The sequence below is a fragment of the Vibrio sp. V04_P4A5T148 genome (genome assembly GCF_963875605.1).
GTDB classification, from domain to species: domain Bacteria; phylum Pseudomonadota; class Gammaproteobacteria; order Enterobacterales; family Vibrionaceae; genus Vibrio; species Vibrio anguillarum.
Genome location: NZ_CAWNMS010000037.1, coordinates 21,341 through 46,383, shown reverse-complemented (window position 1 = coordinate 46,383; position 25,043 = coordinate 21,341). Strand labels below are relative to the sequence as shown.

Sequence of the window (25,043 nt, the reverse complement as noted above, 5' to 3'; positions counted from 1 at the left end):
CGATAATGCTTAGAGTTCAAATCTATTTTTGAATAATAATTGCCATTAAATTTATATGGTTAATGATAAATATTGCTTTAATTCAATTAATTACAATTAATTTTTCATAATTGTTTAGTGTGAGAAATATTTGAAGTCACTGTGTTTTTTGTTCGGTGCTAGCTTCTATCGTTCATCGAAGAAATCCTTATTGCGGATGTATTTACTCATGAGGTGATAAGAGAAGGGGCGAACTAGCCAGCTCAATAAAGACCTGCCTAATCGAATGAACGTTGGTGTGTTTTCGTAAATACGCCCATTGTAAAGCCACAGCAATTTACCCACATGCCAATAGATTAAAGGAATGGGTGGCATAAAGGTGACGATGTCGAGGTCACAACAGATACGATAGGTTTTGTGACTAAGCGCGTAGCGTTGACGAAAACGCCAATTACCAATCGCGGGTTGGCCGAATGTCACAATGCGTTTGATGCATTTTGGGTATTTCTTTTCGATGTAGTCAGCAAAGATACACCCAATAGCCCCACCCGAAGAGTGACCAGTGATGGCAATGCGTTTGCCGCTCTCGATCAGAGGAACAACGACGGCTTCCAGCCGCTGTAAAACAGATAGGCCGAGTTTATCTTCGTTGCGCGTTGGCAGGCTCTCTTGATGCAGGAGATGGTAAAAGCCCGCATGAATACGGTAATCCAATCCTAAGTGCTGACAACTGCGTGTCCACATCGCAAAGTTCAAAAGCCAATCACTGACACTGTGCGAACCTTTAATGACGACCACGGCCTCTTCTTGGTTTTTACTCCACAGCACTCGAATCATGATTTTACCAAACTGGTTACGGATGATGTGCTGACCGTTCGGGTCAAAACCGTAACGTGTCTGCCTAAACACTCTGGGATAAGCAAGGTTGCACAGCACGGCATAGCGTTCGTATTGATAGCGTTTAAGTGGTTTCACATGACAGATCTCGAAGATATTGAGCTAACGTAGCGATTGAATGTGAATGCTTTATGAACGGTGCAGTTTAGGGTGGGGGAGTATTTATATTTAAATGCTGTCAGCCATAAAGATGCGAAGGACAGAATGTCAAAATTCCCTCCCCTTCAAGGGGTAGGGTAGGGTGGGGTGTTTCTTGGTTGCTGACACCTCTGTACACCCCCTCCTAACCTCCCCCTGAAAGGGGGAGGAACAGAACGGTTCAGCTTCCACTCTAGAGCATAATGTGGCAAAAATGAGCCAGCGAAGATCGGCCTGATACAAGTTTGTCGGATAGGCGACACCTGTTACCAGATGCCGCCCTCCTAAGAACCGTACGTGCAACTTTCACTGCATACGGCTCAAGCCTCCACTAAGGCGTTATTGTTACCCAGCAACTCACAAAGCAGTGGCGACAGGATTAAACCATGAGTTGCGACCTGTATTTTTCACCTTACGTTCATTGAGAAAACCTTCCCAAAAAGGATCAAACGGATTCGCTTGACTCATGATTTTAACATGTCGCTTAATTGGCACCTTAGCGATGTCAAACAGCCTGAACACGCCATACTTTCCTGCCTTTTTGAACCAGCCATGGAAAGTCCATTGACCTTGCAAGTTCAGAAAATACTTATGTGCGACCCACTTGCGCCCCTTGTTTGGGTGACGCCTAACTGACCATCGCCATAACGCTAGAAACATCTGATGACCAACATAGCCGAAGGTTTGTTTAGCAACACAATGGCGATAGTAATTCGCCCATCCTCGTAGCTTTGGATTTATCATCTTGATGAGATCGGCTACTGGGATTGTTGCGTGTTTTCTAATGAGGTCACGCATGTTTCGTAAGAATGATAATACGTTGGACTTGCTCGGTTTAATGAGCAGTTTCCCTTTGTACTTTCTGGCGTTGAAGCCAAGAAAGTCAAAACCATCATTGATATGAGTTACGTGCGTTTTCTCTTCAGAAAGCGTTAAACCTCTTTCTTGTAGGAAAGCCATCAGTTGCGGCTTGATGTCATTCACAAGAACTTCCTTTGAAGACCCAGTGATAACAAAGTCGTCAGCATAACCTATAAAGTTTACTCTGCTGCCTGTCTTGCGAGCGATAGACTTAGTTAGCTTTTCTAGTCCGACAAGAGTGAGCAACATCAGGGTGGGTGAAATTATCCCGCCTTGTGGTGTTCCCTCCGCCGTTTTGTAGAAGAGACCTTTGTCTATATAGCCACATTCCAGCCATTGCTTGAGCATCCTTTTGTCTGTCGGGATATTATCAAGTAGCCATTGGTGACCTATCTTGTCGAAACAAGCTTTGATATCCCCCTCAAGAACCCATTGTGCTGCTCCCTTTTTGCATAGACATTTGAAGCACTGTTGTATTGCATCGGCTGCGCTTCGATTGGGTCTAAACCCATAGCTGTTAGGGTCGGCAATTGTTTCAGATATTGGTTCTAGTGCTAGAAGATGTAACGCTTGTTGCGCACGGTCTATCATGCACGGGATACCTAATGGTCTGAGCTTGCCGTTTTTCTTCGGGATATAGATCCTTCTGAGCGGTTTGGCTCGATAGCCTTTTCTGCTCAGTAAACTGACTGCCGCCATTCGACGTGCATCGGTGTTCCAGATGTCGCCGTCAATTCCTGGCGTTTTACTGCCTTTGTTTTGTGAGACTCGACGAACAGCGAGAAGCTTTGCTGCTTTCGAGTGAGTCAGTATCCACTGTAGTGCTTTCGCCTTACCGTGTTTACCTTCTCGGATTGCTTTTGCAATGCGCATCTGGAGCCTTAACACATGGCGCTCAACCGCTTTCCAGTCGATGGATTGCCATTGGGCGCTGCCAGAAGGGGCACTCACTTCATGAGAAGAGATCATCTGCGTTCCTTCTTAAATAAAGTTTTCCAAATCATCTTGCAATGGGAGACCAGTTGGAAGTGGGCACACTTTCGTGTCAGACATCTGTCTGTATCTGCATCATTACAATGCAGCGTTCGCTTTTTCCAACCTCCTTTACCAGCACCGCTATCGGCTCTCTTCACAGACAGCTTTCCCGAAGGAACGATACTGGCTTACCGTGTTCCGCATGTCGCGCAATATCAGGTTAGATGCCCACTATAGTGCGAGGAGCCTGTCGATCACGAAAGAGCACTGTCCAATCTCTTTCCTACTCCCATCGCCGTTTTGGCCACAGCGTATTAACCACTTCCGCTGCTTCATCGCATAACGCACCTTACATGGATTCACTTTCGTTCATCATACTGATTCCCTAGCACTCACCCAATTCGTGGTTATCAGGAGGAGCATCCCCTCACGGTTCTGCTCCCGTTTGGCACAATGCCAAACTTCGTTACATTGTCAGGCTCGCTGCTTTATTCAGAGCCTTAGGGTCGTCTGGTGATACAAACGGTTCACTCTTTTCGCGGTGAACAGCGCTTCATGCGACTTCACGTCGCACGGACAGAAGCGTGTCAGTGACTTTGCTAAATTAGTAATTTTTTAATTACTTGAAGTACTGAAAACTAGGTTAACGGTGATAAAATTTATTGAGCCTCGCCCACCGAAAATGTACTATACACACTGTGTTTCATAGAGGTGACAGTTCTTAATAGCTGTCCACTCTTAGAAGTAAGAGTGAAACTAATTTCGAAGGGTTCGCCCTTAGTGTATCTTGTATATGCTTACTCCAGTAGGAGTGTTAACTTATTGTAACTAAACTACTTCTATGAAGCACACCCTCAACATTAGGAGAAGATGGTGGCTTTAGCTGACAATATTTGGTGGACAAGAAAAGCACGAATTCAAACTGAAAAACGACTTTTGTCTAACGCCTTTCACTCACAGGTAATACTACTCTGGTATTCATTCTTCTCTGTCGCCGTATCCGTTTATTATCTAAAGAACCCACAAAATGGAATCGAAGCGATCTCTTGGGTTGTATATTCTGTCCTAGTACTTTGCATTTCAGGATTCATCAATGGACTTTCGTTTAAGGAAAGAGCAAACCTAATCAAAGAATGTTATGAAAGTTTGAATAGCATTATGCATCACGCCTCCAAGCCAAATGCTGAAAATGCTGATTTGGCCAATTTATCAACAACCTACGAATCTAAGCTAAATGCTTGTGAAAACCACACTGATAAAGATTTTGCCATCGCACTATGCCAAGAGTATTGGGCAAGTACTAGCACCGTAAGGCAAGTAAGCAAAGATTTCCATTCAGACACCTCGGAAAACAAACAAAAACCAAAACAAGCTCTTACTAGAATACCCACATCACATCACTGGTTTTTAGCGGCATCTTATTTTATTGCTAGGTTGTTAACTCTTGTATTTTTTTATGTATTGCCTGTACTGATATTGCTTGCATTAAACTCGTCTTTATTCTTATCCGCTCCAACGTGTAATGGTGGATAAAATGCGTGTAGAAGACCAATTCAATAAAGAGTTTAGGCACGAGAATCTAAAAGAAATCTTTTCCAATCATGTTGTATATTCTGGTGCGACTGGCATAGACAATATGAATCAGTATGCTTTTAGAAAACAGTTAGACCCGCAAGTCGAAATCATTTCTCGTAAAATGATTGAAGGTTCGTATACGTTTTCCAAGTACAAGCTAAAATTGCTGACTAAAGGGAGAAATAAAGCTCCTCGTGAAATCTCTATCCCTACAGTGAGAGATAGAATTGCATTACGTGCTATGTGTAACTTTCTACAAGAGCGATTTGCAGAATCAGTGAAGTTCACGCTTCCTCAAGATGTCATTAAAGATGTCAAAGCTCACGCTTTATCTGGTGACTTTGATAGCTATATTAAGTTAGATGTTTCGAATTTTTACCCATCGATCAGACATAAAAACCTACGCTCTCAATTGAGAAAGCGCATTAGGCAAGATCACATACTAGACATGATCTTTTCGGCTGTGACAGCCCCTTCAGTTCTAGTTTCGAGAAAGGATGATGAGCCGAGTGAAGTCGGCGTACCTCAAGGATTGGCTATTTCCAACATCCTTGCAGCGATCTACCTCCAAAACATTGACAAGTTCTTATCTGAATTGCCTAACGTAAAATGCTACCGCTACGTTGATGATGTATTAGTTCTTTGTTCTGCTGATCAAGCACACGATCTAGCACAAATCATTATCAAGAAGTTTCGCAATATTGGTTTAAAAATACACTGCCCTGTGAAAGTACCAGAGAAGTCAAAAATTGACTCACTTGCTAATGGTTTTGATTATCTTGGGTATCAATTCACCAATGAGCATATCTCTGCAAGAAACGGTTCGATTGAAAAGTTAAAGGCTTCTCTTGCTGGGATTTTCACAAGCTATAAGCACTCTAAAAATAAGAGCTTAAAAATTTTAGAATGGCGATTGAACCTACGAATCACTGGCTGTGTGTTTGAGAAGAAATGCAAGGGTTGGCAATTTTTCTTCGCTGAGATCAATGATGAAAAGCTACTCCACAGATTAGATCACTATGTCCTGCGCCTATGTAAGCGTTTTGGGGTAGAAATGAGACCTAAAAAGTTTGTTCGTACTTTCAAAGAAATTAGCCACAACAAATATAACACCAGTTATGTACCAAACTTCGACCAGTATGACATACCTGAGATGAAAGAGGTTTTAGTTCAATATTTTAGTTTTGATTTGACCAATATGGTTGATGAAGAAGTTCGTTACCACTTCCATAAAAAAATAGGTTCTCAAGTTAAAGAGCTAGAAGTTGATGTGAAAGATTTTGGCTACTAGGTTAAGTGTAAAACAAGGGAATATGTCCCTCGTTCTTTTAAAAACCAGACTAGCATTAGGAAAAATAGGGCAAATGGTGATTCTAAGACGTGAGATCTAAATAGTGGCCAACTTGAAATGGAGCAAAAACATTCCAACAAACTATATCGCTCATCATAAATAGCATACCCAATACTCACGAAACTAATTCCCTCCCCCTAAAAGAGGAGGAACACCCCGTCATAAGCTTCTACTCGAAAGCATAATGAGCGTGTTTATATAACTTCTGCCAAGTGTTTTGACAGAGGAAAACTGACAAATTTTGTTGTAAATGATCAAGTTTGATTGGAAGTGATCATACTATATAAATTATCTTTCTATACCTGTCGTCCCCTAGTATTCACGATAAGGTGTTTATTTCTCTCTGATACTCCTCTTTATGGCTACCTCTTTAGGGTAGTTTGAGTTTGTAATTGATTTACATCAGTAATTCATTTTCTTTCATAATTAAAAATCTCGCTTAATGAAACGTTACCATAATTAGGAACCCATATGAGCAGGATGAAGCTGGTTGTCATCGGTAATGGCATGGTTGGCCATCGCTATATCGAAGATTTGGTCGAAAAAATGGAGGCATCGGCTGTTGATGTCACAGTTTTTTGTGAGGAACCGCGTGTTGCCTACGACCGCGTCCATCTTTCTTCCTACTTTTCGCACCATACCGCTGAAGAGCTTTCGCTTGTTAAGCCGGGTTTCTATCAAAAGCATGCGATTAATGTCTTGATGGGCGAGCGGGCGGTTAACATTAACCGCGAAAAGCGCGTGGTCTATTCAAATACTGGCCGTGAAGTGAGCTATGACAAATTAGTCTTGGCGACGGGCTCTTATCCTTTTGTACCGCCGATCAAAGGCAATGAAAGTAAAGACTGCTTTGTCTACCGCACCATTGAAGATCTAAAGGCCATCGAAACGTGCGCGAAAAAGAGCAAAAGTGGCGTAGTGATAGGCGGTGGTTTACTTGGCCTTGAAGCGGCTGGCGCGCTGAAAGCGTTGGGCGTACAAACCCATGTGATTGAGTTTGCTCCGGTATTAATGGCTGAGCAACTTGACTTGCAAGGCGGTTTACAACTGCGTAATAAAATTGAGCGGATGGGGGTGCAAGTTCACACTAGCAAAAATACGCTAGAGATCGTTGCTCAAGGCGAGAGCGCTCGTAATACCATGAAGTTTGCCGACGGTTCGGATTTGGAAGTTGACTTCATCGTATTTTCCGCAGGGATACGTCCTCAGGACAAATTAGCTCGTGAAATGGGCCTAGACATCGCGCCGCGTGGTGGGGTTGCCATTAACGATCACTGCCAAACATCCGATCCTGATATTTATGCGATTGGCGAATGTGCTTCTTGGAATCAAACTTTCTTCGGTCTGGTCGCTCCTGGTTACAAAATGGCAACGGTTGCGGTTGATCATCTTGTGGGCAATGAGAGCCAATTTAGTGGTGCAGACATGAGCGCCAAGCTCAAACTGCTGGGTGTGAAGGTGGGATCGATTGGTGATGCCAATGGACGAACTCCGGGTTGTAAAAGCTACGTCTATCAAAATGAAGAAGATGAAGTTTATAAGCGCATTATCGTTTCTGAAGACGGTAAAAAACTGCTTGGTGCAGTTTTAGTTGGCGACACGTCAGATTACGGCGATTTACTGCAACTCAAACTCAATGATATTGAGCTGCCCAAACACCCAGACACCTTGATTCTACCCGCGCATGCTGGCGCTGAAAAACCGGCATTAGGCGCGGATGCACTACCTGATACTGCGGTGATCTGTTCTTGTTTTGATGTGACGAAAGCGAAAATTGCCCAAGCCGTGGCCGATGGTCATCATACGCTCGGCGCGATTAAAGCGGTGACAGGGGCAGGAACAGGTTGTGGTGGTTGCGTGCCTTTAGTGACGTCGGTTCTGAATGCGGAACTGGCTAAATCGGGTGTGGAAGTCAAAAACGATATTTGTGAGCACTTTGCGTATTCACGCCAAGAGCTGTTCCATTTGATCCGGATTAACGGTATCAAACGTTTTGATGAGATGTTGGCAAAACATGGACGCGGTTATGGGTGCGAAGTCTGTAAGCCAACAATTGGTTCTATTCTGGCTTCGTGTTGGGGGGATCATGTGCTCTCGCCATCGCTGGTCAGTTTGCAAGACACCAATGATAACTTCTTGGGTAACATGCAAAAAGACGGTACTTATTCGGTGATCCCACGCATGGCGGGTGGTGAAGTCACACCACAAGCGCTTGCGGTGCTGGCGAATGTCGCTCAGGAATACAAACTTTACACCAAAGTGACAGGCGCGCAGCGCATTGGTCTGTTTGGTGCTCAAAAAGACGATTTACCTGAGATTTGGCGCAAACTGATTGATGCTGGATACGAGACAGGCCAAGCCTATGCCAAAGCTCTGCGCATGGCAAAAACGTGTGTCGGTAGTACGTGGTGTCGTTTTGGTGTGCAAGACAGCGTCGGTTTGGGTGTGCTGATTGAAAACCGCTACAAAGGTATCCGTACACCACACAAGATGAAGTTTGGTGTCTCAGGTTGCACCCGCGAATGTGCCGAAGCGCAAGGGAAAGATTTAGGCCTGATCGCGACCGATGCGGGTTGGAATATGTATGTCTGCGGTAATGGTGGTATGAAGCCTCGACATGCCGATCTGCTGGCCTCTGATTTAGATGAAGCAACACTACTGAAATACATCGACCGTTTCATGATGTTCTACATTCGCACAGCCGATAAATTACAACGCACCTCAGTGTGGCTAGACAACCTAGAAGGTGGCGTTGATTACCTGCGTGAAGTGATTGTGGACGATAAGTTGGGCATTAACGATCAACTCGAAGCAGATGTGGCAAAGCTTATTGCTGATTATCGCTGTGAATGGACAGAAACGCTTAATCATCCTGAGCAATTAACTCGTTTTACTCACTTCATTAATTCTGATTTACGCGATGAGAACGTCGTGTTCGTCAGCGCTCGTGAGCAGCACCGTCCTGCGACTTATAGCGAAAAACACCCAGAAGCGAAAGGCGATATATTCCACATTGCGCTTGCTGATTCGGCAATCTCTATCCCTGTTTTGGAGAAATAACTATGGCCAATAACACAGTATTTCAAGCCATCTGTGACATTAATGACATTGTTCCCGGAACGGGTGTGTGTGCACTGGTGAATGGTGAGCAAGTGGCTCTCTTCCGTCCGACTGAGGCGCAAGAAGTGATGGCGATAAGCAATATGGATCCCTTTGCTCGAGCCAATGTGTTGTCACGCGGTTTTATTTGCCAACATCAAGAGCAGTTCTGGATAGCAAGCCCGCTTAAAAAGCAGCGTTTCAATCTCATAACAGGCCAATGTATGGAAGATGAACGCTTTAGCGTGAAAGCTTATGCCGTGCGAGTCACCGACGGTGTGGTCGAAGTCGCGGCTTAACAGCCGCTTTTGAGACGATGAGATTCAATAGCAAAAAGGTTCCTTGTTCATCAAGTTCTCTTGATTATGCATTGATGGTTGGGAGCCTTTATCTATTCAATTTCCCTTTTTAATTTTAACTTTGGTGACAATAAGGACCATTATGTCTTATGTAAAACCTGCCGATTTTGTGCAAACAATGATTGACGCTGGCGAAAGCAAAATCTTCATGTCAACGCGCGATACCCTGATTCGCGGCATTATGGCGGGGGCGATTCTTGCTATCGCCGTCGCTGTGGCCATTACTGCGGCTGTGCAAACCGGAGTGCCTATTGTTGGTGCTCTGGTCTTCCCTGTGGGGTTTTGTATTTTGAACCTAATGGGCTTTGATTTATTAACGGGTGTTTTTGCTTTAGCGCCTTTAGCTTTGTTTGAAAAACGCGCCGGAGTAACCAAAGCGGGCGTTCTACGGAATTGGGGCTTGGTTGGGCTAGGTAACTTAATCGGTGCCGTTGCCGTCGCCTTTTTAGTGGCGCTAACCTTCACCATGAATTTCAGTATCGAGCCGAGCTCGGTTGGGCAAGCGTTTATCAAAGCGTCTACTGCTCGCACTCTTGGCTTTGCCGAACACGGTATTAATGGCTGGATCACCGTGTTTGTGAAAGGCATCTTGTGTAACTGGATGGTGTGTCTAGGTGTTGTCGGTGCTATGACATCAACTACTGTGAGCGGCAAAGTGGTCGCGATGTGGCTACCTATTTTTATTTTCTTCGGTTTGGTTTTTGAACACGCCGTAGTGAACATGTACCTGTTCCCACTTGGCATGATGTTGGGCGCTAAATTCACCATCGTCGATTGGTTGGTGTGGAACCAAATTCCGGCCACATTGGGTAACTTAGTGGGCGGCTTGTTATTTACCGGGTTAAGCCTTTACATGACTCACGGTAAAACCTTGCCACAACGCAACCTTGGCTAACCATTGTTAAGTGAGGTTTAACCTCGCTTAATGACGATATCCTTTTGTCGATAAGGTAGAGAGTAATCATGGTAAGCAGTGTAACGAGTCGCGGTTTTGTCTCTTTAGTGGGCGCAGGGCCAGGCGATCCCGATCTACTGACGGTTAAGGGGCTACGCGTGATCAGCCAAGCGCAAGTGGTGGTGTATGATCGTTTAGTTTCGCAAGCGATTTTAGATCTGGCGCCAAGCAGTGCGGAGATGATCTATGTTGGCAAACAGTTGGATTTTCATTGTGTGCCGCAAGATCAGATCAACCAAATTCTGGTCGATAAAGCCAAAGAAGGTAAAAAAGTTGTCCGTTTGAAAGGCGGCGATTCCTTTATTTTTGGCCGAGGTGGTGAAGAGCTCGAAACGCTGGCTGAACATCATATCGCTTATGAAGTGGTTCCGGGCATCACGGCAGCAGCAGGCTGCACGGCTTACGCGGGGATTCCGCTGACGCACCGTGATCACGCGCAAAGTGTGCAGTTCATTACGGGTCACTTACAAAAAGAAGGTAAAGCGATCAATTGGCGATGTTTAGCGCAAGATAATCAAACCTTGGTTTTTTATATGGGGTTAAAGCAGTGTCCGAACATCACACGAAACTTGTTGGATGCTGGCCTGAGCGCAGAAACGCCTTGCGCGATTATCGAACGCGGCACTACAGATAAACAGAGAGTATTGACGGGCTCGCTTGACGATTTACCCCTTTTAGCGCAACAAGCACAAAGCCCAGCCTTGATTGTGGTCGGCAGTGTGACTCGCTTGCACGACAAATTGAAGTGGTTTGGCGTATACTAAGCGCAATTTGCAAAGCAGCGGCGAACAGGCCGCTGTTTTTGTTTCTATTTGAGAAGAGAGCTCATGGAAAAAGTTGCCATTCTTGTCGACGTTCAAAACGTCTATTACACCTGTAAAGAGAAGTACCGCCAGCATTTTGATTACAACCAATTTTGGTATGTAGCCACTCAAGGGCGAGAGGTGATCAAAGCCAATGCCTATGCGATTGCTAGCCAAGATCCTAAGCAGCGCCAGTTCCACCATATTTTGCGCGGTATTGGTTTTGAGGTTCAGCTTAAGCCCTTCATTCAGCGTCGTGATGGCAGTGCAAAAGGGGATTGGGATGTCGGTATTACTCTCGATGCGATTGAGCTGGCAGAGCAAGCGGATGTGATTGTTCTGGTATCAGGAGATGGTGATTTCGAGCTATTGGTCGAACGGATTAAACAGCGTTTTAACAAAAAAGTAGAAGTGTACGGAGTACCAAGGCTGACGGCTCAAAGCCTTATTGATGTCGCCAGCCAGTTTGTTCCAATCGAGCAAGACTTACTGTTGTAGCTCACCTTCAGCAGGCACAATCTCACTATGTTGGGTATCTACCGTGCTGGTTGAAGCGGCTTGCTCTGCGTCTAATTTTTCACGTTCAGCTTTGGAAATATAACGAGGCTTATTGCTGCCGTGCAGCTTGGCATGCTTCTTTTTAAGATGCTTTTGCAGTGTTTGGTTAATTTTCTTTTTGCGGTTCATAGTCGTCTGCTCTTTGACACAAAGTCTTGGGTACATGAGGAACAAGGTGGCGCAGGATACTTGTTTTTATCTGCGATCTCAATGGGAGTTATTGGCAATGGAAAAAATGCATAGCGATCTTTTAACGGGAGAGCTGCTCAGTGAGTTTCGCACCGTAGAGGCGATGGTGAACATTTATTGTCAGCGCCATCATCGCTGTCAATCTGGCCTCTGTACGTGTTGCAAAACCTTGTTGGAATATGCGCAAGTACGCTTAGATCGCTGTCCTTATGGCCAACATAAACCCACCTGCAACCGTTGCCCAATTCATTGCTATAAGCCTGAGCCGAAAGAACAAATGAGATTGGTGATGCGTTACGCAGGGCCAAGAATGTTGCTCTCTCACCCTATATTGGCGATCCGCCATCTACTGCATGAAAAACGTGCACTACCAGAAAAACCAAAGGCGCATGCATCAAATCGCCATCAACGATTGAACCGTGCGCCTTGCGATAAAATATGATCCGCTTTGCTGCGACTTATTTCCCCGCCACCCACTGGCGTTTGGTTTTGAGGCTTGAAGCCAACATATAAATACAAGTCGCCAGTAAAGCAATAAAGAGATAACCCATTAAGCCTTGCGATCTTTGCATAAACCAATCAGCGATCACGGGGCCAACCACAGAGCCGATACTGTAGCTAAACAGCATAACTTGTGTCGCTGAGACAATGTAATTGGCATCGAGCTTATCACAACCTAAGTTGATGGCGATTGGGTACAGGGCAAACGTCGCCATGCCTAAGAAAAACAAGCTGGCAGCTAATATCATCATCGTTGAATCGAACAAGGTTATGGTAATCGCCGCAGATCCAATTAAGCAAAATAGTGCCATTAATAGTGTTCGGCCCAAAAACTTTGATAGCCAAGGCACCATAGGTTGCACCGCCATGCCACCCAAAACCACAAGCGCCATTAAGCTGCCAATATCGGTATGGCTGATACCGCGTTGTTCCAATTCAACAGGCATTAGACCGTAGATAGCCCCCAAAGTGAGCCCTGAAACTCCGCAACCGAGCAAGGCGGCATGGTTTAGTTTGAGTACCTGTTTCAGTGATAGGCTGACGGCATGCTGCGTTGACGGTTGGTCAGATTCGCCATAAATCAGCACCACACTGGCGATTAATAGCAAGGTAATGATGGCAATGAAAGGCACGCCGCCTGATACGCCTAAATAACCAATCCCTAATTGGCCCAATGCCGTGCCGCCGTAAAGCGCCGCCATATAAATACCAAGGCGTTTTGCTCGGCCTTTTTCATCACCATGCAATAGCCAAGACTCGACGACTACAAAGACACCAGCCACCGCAATACCAGCAACAAAACGTGCCACTAACCAAGCACTGGCATAGTGCAGAGCAGGTAAGGCAAAAATGGTTAACATGAGCAGCGCTAAGCACCATACAAAAGCGTTTCGGTGGCCAACGCGGTTGACAACAGGTTCAACGACTAATGCGCCGATCAATAAGCCAGCGTAAAAGACACTGGCAAGCCAGCTTGCCAATGAGCTCTCAAGCCCGTAGTGCGGCAACATCAATGGGATCAGGCTCATTAAATAGCCTGAGGCAATCGCATAAAGCGATAGCGCAATGACCGGAACGGAAATGCGAGGTGAAGACGCGTTCACAGTAATGTTGTCCATTGACTTTGCCTCAAAACCAGAATTGATGGGATATTTTGCGGCGAATATGGAGCTGATATTGAGAAAGGTAAAACGAAAAATTATGTTCTTAACGATTAATTTTATTAATCGAAAATAAAGCAAGAGAAATGAGCAGTAAAGTTGGCATAAATCGATAAAAAATGCCAACTTTATTATTGGTTATAATGATAGATTATTTCAATATGGCTTGGTTTAACCATTGATCAAATTGACTTTTTGGTAAAGCGCCATTGATCATATCGACTCGTTGACCATTTTTAAACACCATAATGGTTGGAATGCTGCGAATTTGAAATTTTGTGGCGAGGCTTTGTTCACTTTCAGTATCAATTTTTATAAAGCGAATGTTTCCTTTTCGTTCCGTCGCAGCATCACTGAATACCGGAGCAAAACCCATACACGGATTACACCAAGGTGCCCAGAAATCGACGACAACGGGTTGGCGACTATTAAGCAGTGCTTCGAAATTGGCTTCCGTCCCTTCAATGGGCGCTCCATCAAATAGGGGAGCTTGGCATTTACCGCAATTCGGGCTTTCTGTTACTCGTTCTATCGGAACTCGGTTCATTGCGTGACACGAAGGACAACGAGTATTGAATGTTGACATGGTTTCCTCTCTTTATTTTTGTGTTTTGCTCCAGTCGCATTTAACGCACTAGACTTAACGTCGGAGCAAAAGCGCGTATACTGACTGACATCAAAAGGACCTTTTGAGTCTCATTTCTCTTTCATACGATGAGTTTTTAATTTTAGGTCTTTGGATTGCATTAGAAAATACAACAAAAACAGGTTAACAATGACAAAATTCTATGCCGAAATTACAGGTTGGGGTAAATGCCTACCACCTGCAACGCTCTCAAACCATGACCTTAGCACCTTTATTGAAACTTCCGATGAGTGGATTAAAACTCGCACCGGGATTGAACAGCGCCGCATTAGCCATGTGAATACCTCGGATTTAGCTACGGTGGCTGCCCAACACGCCATCGCTTGTGCTGGGATTGATGCAACTGAGATTGATCTCATCATCATCGCAACCTGTTCGCCAGATTCTCTTATCCCAAATATTGCCTCGAAAGTGCAGCAGAACCTTGGGATTAAAAATGCAGCCGCTTTTGACTTAAATGCAGCCTGTACCGGTTTTGTTTATGGATTAGAAACTGCGACGCGTTTAATGCAAGCAAGCCATTACCGCCATGCGTTAGTGGTGGGTGCTGAGCGTCTCTCTTTTTACATTGATTGGACCAAACGTGATACCGCCGTGTTATTTGGTGACGGTGCTGGCGCTGTTGTCTTGAGTAAAAGCGATAAAGTAGTGGGTTTGCAAGATGCACAAATCGGTTGTGATGCAGAAGGGCGTGATATTTTGGCGGTGCCTAAATTTGGCTCATCGATGGATCGTTTTGCCGCTGACAATGGGTATTGGGATTTTGATTTTGTTGGGAAAGAGATTTTTAAACGCGCGGTTCGAGGCATGGGCGCAGCGGCGCAAACTGTGCTGGCGCGTTCCGGTCTTTCAACCGAACAAGTCGATGTGGTGATCCCGCATCAAGCGAATATTCGCATCATTCAAACCTTGTGTGACTTATCAGGTATTAGCCAAGATAAAGCATTCGTTAACATCCAACACTATGGTAATACGTCTGCCGCGACCGTACCTATTGCATTGTGTGAAGCGGTAGAACAAGGGAAAATCAAACCGAATGATAACCTGCTGGTGGCCGCTTTCGGGGCGGGCTTAACTTGGGGGGCTGGGCACATCAAATGGGGCGAGCGTGTTACCGCTATTAGCCGTAGCCAAGCGCAGTTACCAGAGTGTCAGTCCAGTGCGTTAGAATTATTGGCCAATGCAATTGAGCACTGCCAGCAGCGCCCGCTATCTAAATAACGCTTAGAAAACGAATGTTCACACAGTACAAGCAGTATGAGAACAGGCCACAATGTGGCCTGTTTTACTCTCAATGCTAGGTGTGTAAACTAGGCAATAGCCATGGCGAGCAGGCTAATTGGATGAATGGTTTCTAACGCGGTATTTTCTTCAATTTGCCATTTACAGGTTTCACAATCGGTAATCGCATAGTCAGCTTGCGATGTTTTGATTGCATCAAACAGGTGCGCGCCAATTTTCATTGAAACGTCATAGTTCTCTTCTTTAAAACCGTAGGTTCCCGCTAAGCCGCAGCATTCGCTGTCTAAGACCACTAACTCCAATCCCGGGATCATTTTTAATAATTCAATGGTAAAAATGACATTACCGCTGCGTTCAAGGTGGCAAGGGGTGTGGTAAACCACTTTCAAGTTAACGGGTTTCATTTTAGGCGCATTACCGCTCATGAACTCTTTGAGTAGAAAGCGCGTGACGTACTCGATTTGTTTGACCACCTTACTATTATCAACCCCTAAAACATGAGGATATTCTTGTTGTAAGGTAAACGAACAGGTTGATGAGGTGGAGAGGAGCGTTGTTTGACGATCAACTACCGCGGCTTCGATATTTTTCACATTCAATAACGCATTTTTACGTGCTTTATCGTGAAAACCATTGGCAATCAGCGGTACACCACAGCATTTCTCGTTATCCAGTAACCGTACGCCGATATTCATCGCATTCATCACAGAGACAAAATCTTTACCTAACTGCGGGTGGTTATAGTTAACGTAACAGCCGTGGAAATAGGTCACTTGCCGGTTATACAAGGGTTGGCGTGTGCAGTTCTGCTTAAACCAACGACGAAACGTGCCGTGTGAGTATTTGGGAAGTGATTTATGATCGTGCACACCAATGGTCTTGTGCATCAGTTTTTTTACCATCGGCATAGCCGTAGCAGCGTTCACTATCGGTGCAAATGGTGTGGCGATCGCGCCAAAAAGATCGGTATGGCTCAGCACGTAATCACGCACCAGCTTTGGACTCAGCGTTTTTTTACCATGTTTGCCACGCGCCACAGCAATGATATCGCCAATTTTTACTCCGGAAGGACAGGCGGTTTCACAACGTTTGCAGTTGGTGCAGAGCTTGAGTAGGTCGTCATAATACTCTGCGCTTTTAATCCTCAAGCGTTCGCCATCCGGCCCGCACTGTTTTGGCCCCGGATAGAGTGGGTTTGCTTTAGCAACCGGGCAATAAACGGTACAAACAGTGCATTTGATGCATTGATCAAAAGAGGTATTTTTGGGTGCGGCTTCAACAAAAGAGGTGCTCATACTAATACCTCCTGAATGACGGGTCGAGATTGAGTTTGAGCCATAATTTGAGAGGTAGCGTGGTAAGCGCTGGCAATAGCAACGCCTCCACCGCTGCCTTCAAAGACAGGATCATAACCCGCGAGCATCGAACCACAGCAGTATAAATTGGTAATGATATTACCTTGATGAGTTGGATTCAGTGACGTGTTGGTCAGCACACCAAAGGTCATGAAAGGGTGAGAGTTTGCTGAGAAAAAGGCATGGTTTCGCCATAGAGCGCGATCATGACAGCTCTCCGTCTCTAATTGGAACACGGGTTCGCTAATACCGTGATGAGAAGCCTGTAAACCTTGGCTGAAATAGCTCCCTGTAGCCATCACGAAATGGTCAGCTTGAATCGGCATATCATTGAGATTTTGAGTATGAATGGCGGTCAAACGGTTGCCATCAAATTCACCACTGATGACTTTATCGCCTTTTAAATGGGTACCACCCATAGTTAAAAAAGCTCGGCTGAGTGTCTCTTCAATGCGGATGCCCATTAATGATGGCGGCATGGTCGGGACTTCATGCAACTGCAAGTTGGTTTCCAATTTGAGTTTGTTCAGTAAGGTTAACCCATCACCATTGCCCATGATGGCAGGTAGGATCACTAGATCTTGCACAGTGGCATGACGGATCAGTTGATCACAAAAACTGCGCCATGCATGTGGTTGTTTGAGCAAACGAGCAATATCGATGGATCGCAGTTCGTTGGGATTATGGCGAAGTGCTTCGAAACCCGGAATCGTGATATTGATGATCTCACTTGGGATAGCCGAAAATGCAGGTAGAGCGCGTAAGTTATCTTGCAGCATATGTGGTTGAAAATCTCGATAACCATCGATGGCGAGCAGCACAATACGCTTGAAATCAGCATTCGTTTTATGTTGATAAACATAAGGTTGTGATAACCAAGTGGCTTTCAGTGTCCCCATCGGAGTAATGCGATAGTGGTTACTATTATCCGCTTGGTGTGTCAGCGGCATGCCGCGCTGCTGCAGCGTTTTTTGAAACCACATTAACCCTTGCGAAATAGTGTCAGCGCCAATTTTACTGTAAGGGTGATTCGGGGCTTGTTGACGTAATGCTTCCATGGCGAGCAAAGGGGATTCAACCGCTTCGCCGCTAGGCAGTTTACCCAGAACATCGATGGAACCGGATGAAAAATGCAGAGCACTTTGGCCTTGACTGATCAGTGCTGTTTTTAGGCCCGCTTGTAAGCAGCGAAGACCTGCACTGTAACCTGCAATTCCACCACCGATAATTGTGACGTCGTATTTCATCATAACGTCTCCTCACTTTCATTTTGCTTGTGTTGCGTTGGAATGTCATTGGCTCCGAACAAGCCTTCGTAAATCCAGTAACTGAATTCAGCCTCGCGCAGTGCATCTCCCCAGAAAATCGGTTTAATGCCTTTCCAGCGCTCTTCTAAAAACTCAACCAACAGTTGGCTCGATTGGTTTCCCGAAACGTGACCATATTCTTGAAATAAGCTAGCGGCGCGATAGCTGCAAAGCTCTCCTTGGCACGGCCCCATACCTAAACGAGTGCGGCGACGTAAATCGATCAAGTTATTTACATCGAGTTGTTTAATTGCGTATTCAATTTCGCCCGCGGTCACCATTTCACATTCACAAATAACCGCTTGGCTCTTTGCATCATCAGATAAGAAATTTTGTGCGCGCTCACCATGGCGATAAATAGCCGATTCATAGACGGGTTTGGCAATGCTGGCGGTTTTTTTCACCTGTTTTGGGGTTTCGTTGGAGCCGGGTAGGGCGCGAGTATGAGTTTCGCAAGGGGTATTATTGCCCAGTTTTTTGGCGACTAAATCGGTCGCCCATTCTGCCATTAGGCGGTAAGTCATTAATTTACCGCCTGTAATCGTGGTGAGGCCTTTCAATCCATCGCGTTGTTCGTGGTCAAGTAATACGATGCCGCGACTGATGTTTCGGCCGCTGCCATCATCATTAATAGAGACCAATGGACGCACACCCGCATAAGCGCGTAATACACGAGTATTCGCCATGATGGGGGCCAGTTTCGCGCCTTCGGCCAGTAGTATATCAACCTCTTTTTCAGTCACGTGCAGGTTGTCAATTTGGTCGTAGTCAATGTGTTCAGAGGTAGTACCGATCAGTGAAATGGTATCACCAGGGACAAGAATATCGGCATCAGAAGGCTTGCGACAGCGGTTGATCACAAGGTTGTTGATACGATAGTCAAGGATCAACAATGAGCCTTTTGCGGGGAACATTTTGATGTTGAGATCGGCGTATTCACAGATGTTTTGTCCCCATATTCCAGCTGCGTTAATCACTTCTTTGGCGAAAATCTCATATTGTTGATGAGTGCTCAGCTGTAAACAGCGCACGCCTAATACTGTGTCACCTTGGCGGATCAGCGACGTCACAATGGTTTTGTTCATGATCCGCGCACCATGCTCTTTGGCGTCTAGCACATTGGAAGCGCATAAACGAAAAGGATCGAGTGTGCCATCGGGTACTTTGATCGCGCCAACAAGGTTTGGGTTAACGTGAGGCTCTAAACGCAGTGCTTCTTTGGCAGAAAGCGGCTCGGTTGTAATCCCTGCTTGAGCGCACGCGTCGATAAACGTGCTTTGAAAAGCAAGATCGTCTTCAGGCAGAGTAATGAACAGGCCGTCGGTTTTCTCTACACAATGTCTAGCGATATTTTTTAAAATTTGATTCTCTTGGATGCACTCTTTGGCCGATTCAGGATCGGTAACTGCGTAACGTGCCCCTGAGTGTAATAAACCGTGATTTCGCCCGGTGGTACCAGAAGCAATATCATCCTTTTCTAGCAAAATACACGCAATGCCGCGCAGTGCGCAGTCGCGCATTATCCCAGTACCGGTTGCTCCGCCACCAATGATAACAACATCGGTTTCAAATCGTGTGGTTGTGGTCATGGTGAAACCTTATTCGATGAAAAACTTATATTTAGTGTGGCATTTTCAATAGAAAATGTTCGATATATTGCTCACAAAAGCGCGAATGAGCGAAATTGTGTTTCATTTTGGCGGTAATTTCATCTTTGTATGTTATTTCATATCAAAATGATGAACGGTTTAACAATTTAGGTTGGGTTAATTTAACAACTGAAGTGGATTTTAGAGAACAAATGCGCTTACGAGCTGATCCGATGACTTCATCATCATGCCTCTCTTAGCAGTATGAAATCATATCTCTATCCGTTATTGCACTTGATTATGTCGTTGTTTATAGAGACACCCTTAGTTTCCTATCATTTGTTAAGCTCTGCGTTAATGAGCAGAAGATCAAAATAATGAGTTAATTAACAAAAAACGATATTGCAAGTAACAAAATTGTGTTCGAACGCTCATAAATGCTGTTTTTTAATTTTCGTGGGAAGAAAAATGTGCAAAATTTGCCACACACAAACATTGTGTACACAAAAAATAAACAAGGACACTTACTATGACTCGAACAAAACAACATACTCTTCTCGGAGAGTGTATCGCGGAGTTTATCGGCACCGGATTGCTGATTTTTTTCGGTGTAGGCTGTGTTGCTGCCTTAGTTCTTACTGGCGCACAATTTGGTCAGTGGGAAATCAGCATCATGTGGGGCTTAGGTGTGGCAATTGCCATCTATTGCACTGCGGGTGTTTCTGGAGCTCACATTAATCCGGCGGTGACCATTGCACTGGCCGCCTTCCACGGCTTCAACAAAGCAAAAGTACTTCCCTATATTGCGGCGCAAATGCTCGGTGCATTCTGCTCTGCTGCTCTGGTTTACGGCTTGTACAGCAACCTTTTTACTGATTATGAAATCGCACACAATTTTGTACGTAGCAGTCAAGAAGCGTTAGCCACAGCGGGTATTTTTTCTACCTACCCTAATGCTTCATTATCATTTGTTGGTGCATTGGCGGTCGAATTTGTCATCACAGCAGTATTAATGTTCGCTATTTTGGCACTAGGTGATGAAAATAACGGCGCACATCGCAATGCAATGAACCCATTGCTGATTGGTATTCTGATTGCGGTTATCGGTGGTTCACTTGGCCCATTGACTGGCTTTGCAATGAACCCTGCGCGTGATTTTGGCCCTAAATTGTTTGCCTACTTAGCTGGCTGGGACTACGCACTAACAGGTGCAAAAGATATCCCATACTTCATCGTACCTATCATTGCTCCTATTGCTGGTGCCTGTTTTGGGGCATGGGCTTACCCTAAATTTATTGGCGCGTACTTACCTACTGTCGGCGTAGGCTGCACCATTCCAAACCAGTGTGATGACGTAGAAGAAAGTGAGCAAGCTCACGTCTAAAATAACGACAACACTTTATAAAACGATTAACGTGAAAGATAAGGAAAAGACCATGACTGAGCAGAAATATATTGTTGCCCTTGACCAAGGAACAACAAGCTCACGTGCTGTAGTGTTAGATCATGATGCTAACATTGTCAGTGTTTCTCAGCGTGAATTTACCCAGATCTACCCTCAAGCTGGCTGGGTTGAACATGATCCACTGGAAATTTATGCGACGCAAAGTTCGACGCTAGTAGAAGCACTTGGCAAAGCAGGTATTCGCAGTGATGAAATTGCGGCGATTGGTATTACCAACCAACGTGAAACTACGGTGGTGTGGAACAAAGAAACGGGTAAACCAGTCTACAACGCGATTGTATGGCAATGTCGACGTACCGCATCCATTTGTGAAGAATTGAAAGCACGCCCAGGGCTAGAAGAGTACATTCGCGAGAATACAGGCCTAGTGCTTGACCCTTACTTCTCTGGCACCAAAATCAAATGGATTTTGGATAATGTCGAAGGGGCTCGTGAAGACGCCGAGGCTGGAAAACTACTGTTTGGTACAATTGACTCGTGGCTCGTTTGGAACATGACACAAGGCCGTGTTCACGTTACGGATTATACCAATGCCTCTCGCACTATGCTTTTCAATATCAACAACTTGCATTGGGATGAGAAAATCCTAAAAGAGTTTGATATTCCTTTGTCTATGATGCCTGAAGTGAAGAAATCTTCCGAAGTTTACGGCCAAACCAACATTGGTGGTAAAGGCGGGACACGTATTCCTATTGCTGGAATTGCGGGTGACCAGCAAGCTGCGCTTTATGGGCAGATGTGTGTTGAGGCGGGCCAAGCAAAAAATACTTACGGCACTGGTTGTTTCTTATTGATGAACACAGGTAAAGAGAAAGTCACCTCACATAATGGCTTGCTAACAACTCTAGCTTGTGGCCCTGCTGGTGAACCTTACTACGCGCTTGAAGGTGCAGTCTTTATGGGCGGTGCATCGATTCAATGGTTGCGTGATGAATTGAAACTGATTTCAGATGCGCATGACTCAGAATATTTCGCTACGAAAGTTGATACGGCCAACGGCGTTTATGTTGTGCCAGCGTTTACTGGTTTAGGCGCGCCGTATTGGGATGCTTATGCCCGTGGTACGATTGTTGGTTTAACGCGTGGCGTGAATTCGAACCATATTATTCGTGCGACCTTGGAAAGTGTCGCTTACCAAACACGTGATGTACTTGATGCAATGCAAGCTGATTCTGGCATCAAACTGTCAGCATTACGCGTAGACGGTGGCGCGGTAGCCAATAATTTCTTAATGCAATTCCAATCAGATGTGCTTGATACCGAAGTACACCGTCCTAAAGTGACGGAAGTGACCGCGCTAGGAGCAGCCTATTTAGCTGGTCTTGCGGTTGGCTTTTGGGGAAGCTTGGATGAGCTTGCTGATAAAGCCGTGATCGATAAAACATTCGTTCCTCATCAAGATGAAGAGAAGCGCGATCGTCGCTATAAAGGTTGGAAACGTGCGGTGAAATGTGCTCAAGCTTGGGCAACTATGCACGATGACGAAGAGTAATACTTAGCCTTATGGCCTCTATGTATCCCCCTGCTAGAGGCTTTTTGCTTGGCTATTTATGTTTTTGCTCTCTGATTTATCGATAAAAAATGCTCTGTCATCGTGGCAGAGCATTTTTTTACACGTCAATTTTTATTATTTTGGGTTTATCATGCAGCGCTTTTGGCGTCAGCCGTTTTTTTTTCTCGTTGCATCTTTGCTAAAAAGTAGATATTTACGCAGGCGATAAAACCGTTGGTGAGCACTACAGGCCATGAATCAATCATTAGTCCGTAAGCGGTAAACAGTGCACAACCAACAAAATTAAGAATACGCAGTTTAACGATATCTTTCATTGTCAGCGAGATTGCCACCATGATCGAAGCTGCATAGCCCAAAATTTCAACCACATTCATTTCCATAATTTGACCCTCTTAATATATGCCGAACGATGTCGGTACCAATCTTCTCGCCGTGAGATAAGTGAGGAAGCTCCGTGCCTCGAATGGTCATAATTGATTTACTGTGTATAAATATAACAATAGCTAATATGTGATAAAAGACTCAAAACTAGGTTCGGTGAAGGTTAGCGATTACGCAAACGTTTAATGTCTATCACATAAAATTTATCGCACTTTTTGTTGATAGAAATATTGATTTGTTTTGTGAATGTTTTGGCCATAAAAAAACCCGTCTTAAGACGGGTTTCGAAGATGGTCGGCATCAATTTTACTTTTTGCCTTGAGTCATTTGTTTATCTTTATCGGTCAGCTCGCGAATACGACGGCTAATATCACGGCGCTCTTTTGAAATTTCTGCGCTTTTGATGATGTGATCATCGACGCGATCTTCATAATCGGCTTTCATGTTATTGATGATCGCCATGACTTCTTCGTGGGTCATATCCGGTTTCATGTAATCGAGTAAGTTTTCAAGCAATTCAACTCTTTTACGGTTATCACGAACTTTTTTCTCGTTATCTAGCAGTTCACGTTTCAGTTTATTTTTACGGCGAGCTTGGTTAACAATTTCAAATACGATACTCATAGGTTCCTTTTCCCAACTTGAATGTCAATGCCATTGATTAAATCATATCGAGCTGATTCATAACAGCCTTTAGATCAATCCTGACTCACTCTTGATTAAGAAATAATCACTCTAGTCATGAGTGATTGTATTGGTACGGATAGGCGCTATATCATGTACCTTTCAAATCGCTATCTTATGGTATTTAGAGATGCAACTTTCAGAAATTTTAGTACCTAAAAGAAAAGATGTACCTGCAAACGCTGAACTGCATCACAGTGTTAAATTGCGTGAAGCTTATATTAGCGAACGTGAGAAGCTGGAGATGACCGAGTTAGAGTTAAGCCGTGCAAAGATTGTGATGATTGATAGCAATGGGAAAATCATCCGAATTTCACTGTTGTTAGAACACTAATGCAACATCGATTGTGGCCTCGATTAGGAAACTCCGCTTAGAAAAAAGGAAATTATAATGAACATTGAGCTCTCTCCCCTAGAAGCACGAATTATTGGCTGCTTAATTGAAAAAGAAGTGACCACGCCTGATTACTACCCATTAACGCTCAATAGCTTGACCACCGCATGTAACCAAAAAAGTAACCGTGAGCCAGTGCTGTCATTAACCGAAGCTGAGGTTCAAGATGCCGCTGAGGGCTTGATCGCTCGTCGCCTGATGAGTGATGAAAGTGGTTTTAATAGCCGAGTGAGCAAATATCAGCACCGTTTCTGCAACACCGAATTTGGCGATTTAAAGCTGTCAAATCAAGAGCTTGGTTTGGTGTGCTGCATGCTGCTGCGTGGGCCACAAACGCCGGGAGAGTTGCGCACTCGCACTAACCGATTATGCAGTTTTACCGATGTAAAAGAAGTCGAAACTATTCTAGACGGTTTAGCCAACCGTGAATCAGGCCCGCTGGTGGTGAAGCTGCCGCGTGAACCGGGTAAGCGAGAGTCGCGTTATCAACATCTCTTTTCTGGAGAGGTTGACGTTGAAAGTTTAGAGCAAACTTTTGCTCATGCTCCGGAAGGTGGGGCGACTGCTCGTATTGATCAGCTTGAACAGGAGGTTCACGCACTAAAAAATGAAGTCGCCGAGTTACGCGCTTTGGTGGAAAGCTTACTGTAAGTGAATAAGGTTTCCCACAAAGATAGCCCGGACTGGTGGGTTTATTTGGTTCGAACCCGCCATCAAGCACTGTATTGCGGTATTACAACGGATGTTGAACGACGCTTTGTACAACACCAAACAGGGAAGGGTGCAAAAGCGTTACGAGGTAAAGGACCGTTGTTATTGGTTTGGTCTCAACGTGTAGAAGGCGGTAAAAGCCTCGCTTTAAAAACTGAGCTAGCGATTAAAAAACTGACCAAATTGCAAAAAGAACAGTTGGTGGCAGGGCAAGAGAATGTTCATTTCTCTGTTAGTGGTATGGATGATTTTAGTGACGATTAGGTTTGGTCAGCGGCATTATTCGCCAATTTCATGTGCAATGTAAAAAATTGTATTAACCTTGTTTAGGGAATAATAACAACAAGGTTGGTTGC

Annotated in this window: 24 protein-coding genes; 14 read left to right on the top strand and 10 right to left on the bottom strand. The window is 44.8% G+C overall.

What is annotated here, in order from left to right; translation table 11 throughout:
- Positions 1 to 165: 165 nt before the first annotated feature.
- Together AACT18_RS07930 and ltrA are read right to left on the bottom strand one after the other, a co-directional pair.
- Positions 166 to 954, bottom strand: coding sequence for a lipase family protein (locus AACT18_RS07930; RefSeq protein ID WP_013867930.1), 789 nt, complete (start codon positions 952 to 954; stop codon positions 166 to 168).
- A gap of 417 nt (positions 955 to 1,371) precedes the next feature.
- Positions 1,372 to 2,844, bottom strand: coding sequence for a group II intron reverse transcriptase/maturase (ltrA, locus tag AACT18_RS07925; protein WP_094125582.1), 1,473 nt, complete (start codon positions 2,842 to 2,844; stop codon positions 1,372 to 1,374).
- An 876-nt stretch (positions 2,845 to 3,720) separates the two neighbouring features.
- On the opposite strand from ltrA, the gene AACT18_RS07920 reads away from it, so the two are divergent.
- The 7 genes from AACT18_RS07920 (at position 3,721) to AACT18_RS07890 (ending at position 11,490) form a co-directional block, all read left to right on the top strand.
- A complete protein-coding gene (locus tag AACT18_RS07920) occupies positions 3,721 to 4,383 on the top strand; it encodes an SLATT domain-containing protein (RefSeq protein WP_047689630.1) in 663 nt (220 codons plus the stop codon).
- A gap of 1 nt (position 4,384) precedes the next feature.
- Complete coding sequence (locus AACT18_RS07915; protein WP_047689631.1) at positions 4,385 to 5,716, top strand: reverse transcriptase domain-containing protein; 1,332 nt, start codon at positions 4,385 to 4,387, stop codon at positions 5,714 to 5,716.
- A 531-nt stretch (positions 5,717 to 6,247) separates the two neighbouring features.
- Complete coding sequence (nirB, locus tag AACT18_RS07910) at positions 6,248 to 8,836, top strand: nitrite reductase large subunit NirB (RefSeq protein WP_094125581.1); 2,589 nt, start codon at positions 6,248 to 6,250, stop codon at positions 8,834 to 8,836.
- Between the two features lie 2 nt (positions 8,837 to 8,838).
- On the top strand, positions 8,839 to 9,174 hold the full coding sequence (gene nirD, locus AACT18_RS07905; protein ID WP_094125580.1) for a nitrite reductase small subunit NirD: 336 nt from the start codon (positions 8,839 to 8,841) through the stop codon (positions 9,172 to 9,174).
- 142 nt (positions 9,175 to 9,316) lie between these two features.
- The gene (locus AACT18_RS07900) at positions 9,317 to 10,129 is read left to right on the top strand and encodes a formate/nitrite transporter family protein (protein ID WP_094125579.1); all 813 of its coding nucleotides are present in this window, start codon (positions 9,317 to 9,319) and stop codon (positions 10,127 to 10,129) included.
- 68 nt (positions 10,130 to 10,197) lie between these two features.
- Positions 10,198 to 10,953 carry a uroporphyrinogen-III C-methyltransferase gene (gene cobA, locus AACT18_RS07895; protein ID WP_017047244.1) on the top strand — a complete coding sequence of 252 codons (756 nt, stop codon included), beginning with the start codon at positions 10,198 to 10,200 and terminating at the stop codon, positions 10,951 to 10,953.
- A gap of 63 nt (positions 10,954 to 11,016) precedes the next feature.
- On the top strand, positions 11,017 to 11,490 hold the full coding sequence (locus AACT18_RS07890) for a LabA-like NYN domain-containing protein (RefSeq protein ID WP_010319683.1): 474 nt from the start codon (positions 11,017 to 11,019) through the stop codon (positions 11,488 to 11,490).
- On the opposite strand, the gene AACT18_RS07885 is transcribed toward AACT18_RS07890, so the two are convergent.
- The gene (locus AACT18_RS07885) at positions 11,479 to 11,679 is read right to left on the bottom strand and encodes a DUF2986 domain-containing protein (RefSeq protein ID WP_010319684.1); all 201 of its coding nucleotides are present in this window, start codon (positions 11,677 to 11,679) and stop codon (positions 11,479 to 11,481) included. The two genes, AACT18_RS07890 and AACT18_RS07885, sit on opposite strands and share 12 nt — an antisense overlap.
- A 97-nt stretch (positions 11,680 to 11,776) precedes the next feature.
- On the opposite strand from AACT18_RS07885, the gene AACT18_RS07880 reads away from it, so the two are divergent.
- Positions 11,777 to 12,181 (top strand): nitrous oxide-stimulated promoter family protein, encoded by a 405-nt coding sequence (locus AACT18_RS07880; RefSeq protein ID WP_202599014.1) that lies wholly within the window; start codon positions 11,777 to 11,779, stop codon positions 12,179 to 12,181.
- A 16-nt stretch (positions 12,182 to 12,197) separates the two neighbouring features.
- Here the strand turns inward: AACT18_RS07880 and AACT18_RS07875 are convergent, their stop codons facing one another.
- Together AACT18_RS07875 and trxC are read right to left on the bottom strand one after the other, a co-directional pair.
- Complete coding sequence (locus AACT18_RS07875; protein ID WP_047689642.1) at positions 12,198 to 13,358, bottom strand: MFS transporter; 1,161 nt, start codon at positions 13,356 to 13,358, stop codon at positions 12,198 to 12,200.
- A 193-nt stretch (positions 13,359 to 13,551) separates the two neighbouring features.
- A complete protein-coding gene (trxC, locus tag AACT18_RS07870) occupies positions 13,552 to 13,986 on the bottom strand; it encodes a thioredoxin TrxC (RefSeq protein ID WP_094124855.1) in 435 nt (144 codons plus the stop codon).
- 189 nt (positions 13,987 to 14,175) lie between these two features.
- Here trxC and AACT18_RS07865 point away from each other — a divergent pair, with 189 nt between their 5' ends.
- Positions 14,176 to 15,267 (top strand): ketoacyl-ACP synthase III, encoded by a 1,092-nt coding sequence (locus AACT18_RS07865; protein ID WP_088733430.1) that lies wholly within the window; start codon positions 14,176 to 14,178, stop codon positions 15,265 to 15,267.
- A gap of 89 nt (positions 15,268 to 15,356) precedes the next feature.
- On the opposite strand, the gene glpC is transcribed toward AACT18_RS07865, so the two are convergent.
- Genes glpC through glpA form a run of 3 tightly spaced genes read right to left on the bottom strand, consistent with a single transcriptional unit; the run spans position 15,357 to position 19,539 of the window.
- Positions 15,357 to 16,583, bottom strand: coding sequence for an anaerobic glycerol-3-phosphate dehydrogenase subunit GlpC (glpC, locus tag AACT18_RS07860; RefSeq protein ID WP_094124854.1), 1,227 nt, complete (start codon positions 16,581 to 16,583; stop codon positions 15,357 to 15,359).
- Positions 16,580 to 17,893, bottom strand: coding sequence for a glycerol-3-phosphate dehydrogenase subunit GlpB (gene glpB, locus AACT18_RS07855; protein WP_017047242.1), 1,314 nt, complete (start codon positions 17,891 to 17,893; stop codon positions 16,580 to 16,582). The genes glpC and glpB overlap by 4 nt, the downstream gene beginning before the upstream one ends.
- Positions 17,890 to 19,539: an anaerobic glycerol-3-phosphate dehydrogenase subunit A gene (gene glpA, locus AACT18_RS07850; protein ID WP_094124853.1), complete on the bottom strand. Its 1,650-nt coding sequence runs from the start codon at positions 19,537 to 19,539 to the stop codon at positions 17,890 to 17,892. Before glpA ends, glpB begins: the two co-directional genes overlap by 4 nt.
- Before the next feature lie 529 nt (positions 19,540 to 20,068).
- On the opposite strand from glpA, the gene AACT18_RS07845 reads away from it, so the two are divergent.
- Together AACT18_RS07845 and glpK are read left to right on the top strand one after the other, a co-directional pair.
- Positions 20,069 to 20,923, top strand: coding sequence for an MIP/aquaporin family protein (locus tag AACT18_RS07845; protein ID WP_010319894.1), 855 nt, complete (start codon positions 20,069 to 20,071; stop codon positions 20,921 to 20,923).
- A gap of 52 nt (positions 20,924 to 20,975) precedes the next feature.
- A complete protein-coding gene (gene glpK, locus AACT18_RS07840; protein WP_026027877.1) occupies positions 20,976 to 22,496 on the top strand; it encodes a glycerol kinase GlpK in 1,521 nt (506 codons plus the stop codon).
- A gap of 149 nt (positions 22,497 to 22,645) precedes the next feature.
- Here the strand turns inward: glpK and AACT18_RS07835 are convergent, their stop codons facing one another.
- Both AACT18_RS07835 and AACT18_RS07830 read right to left on the bottom strand, forming a co-directional pair.
- Positions 22,646 to 22,897: a YgjV family protein gene (locus AACT18_RS07835; RefSeq protein ID WP_013867916.1), complete on the bottom strand. Its 252-nt coding sequence runs from the start codon at positions 22,895 to 22,897 to the stop codon at positions 22,646 to 22,648.
- 307 nt (positions 22,898 to 23,204) lie between these two features.
- Positions 23,205 to 23,522 carry a DUF496 family protein gene (locus AACT18_RS07830; protein ID WP_010319897.1) on the bottom strand — a complete coding sequence of 106 codons (318 nt, stop codon included), beginning with the start codon at positions 23,520 to 23,522 and terminating at the stop codon, positions 23,205 to 23,207.
- 190 nt (positions 23,523 to 23,712) lie between these two features.
- Here AACT18_RS07830 and AACT18_RS07825 point away from each other — a divergent pair, with 190 nt between their 5' ends.
- Genes AACT18_RS07825 through AACT18_RS07815 form a run of 3 tightly spaced genes read left to right on the top strand, consistent with a single transcriptional unit; the run spans position 23,713 to position 24,951 of the window.
- Positions 23,713 to 23,916 (top strand): hypothetical protein, encoded by a 204-nt coding sequence (locus AACT18_RS07825; protein ID WP_026027876.1) that lies wholly within the window; start codon positions 23,713 to 23,715, stop codon positions 23,914 to 23,916.
- A gap of 57 nt (positions 23,917 to 23,973) precedes the next feature.
- On the top strand, positions 23,974 to 24,627 hold the full coding sequence (locus AACT18_RS07820) for a YceH family protein (protein ID WP_094124983.1): 654 nt from the start codon (positions 23,974 to 23,976) through the stop codon (positions 24,625 to 24,627).
- On the top strand, positions 24,628 to 24,951 hold the full coding sequence (locus tag AACT18_RS07815; RefSeq protein ID WP_094124982.1) for a GIY-YIG nuclease family protein: 324 nt from the start codon (positions 24,628 to 24,630) through the stop codon (positions 24,949 to 24,951).
- Positions 24,952 to 25,043 lie beyond the last annotated feature (92 nt).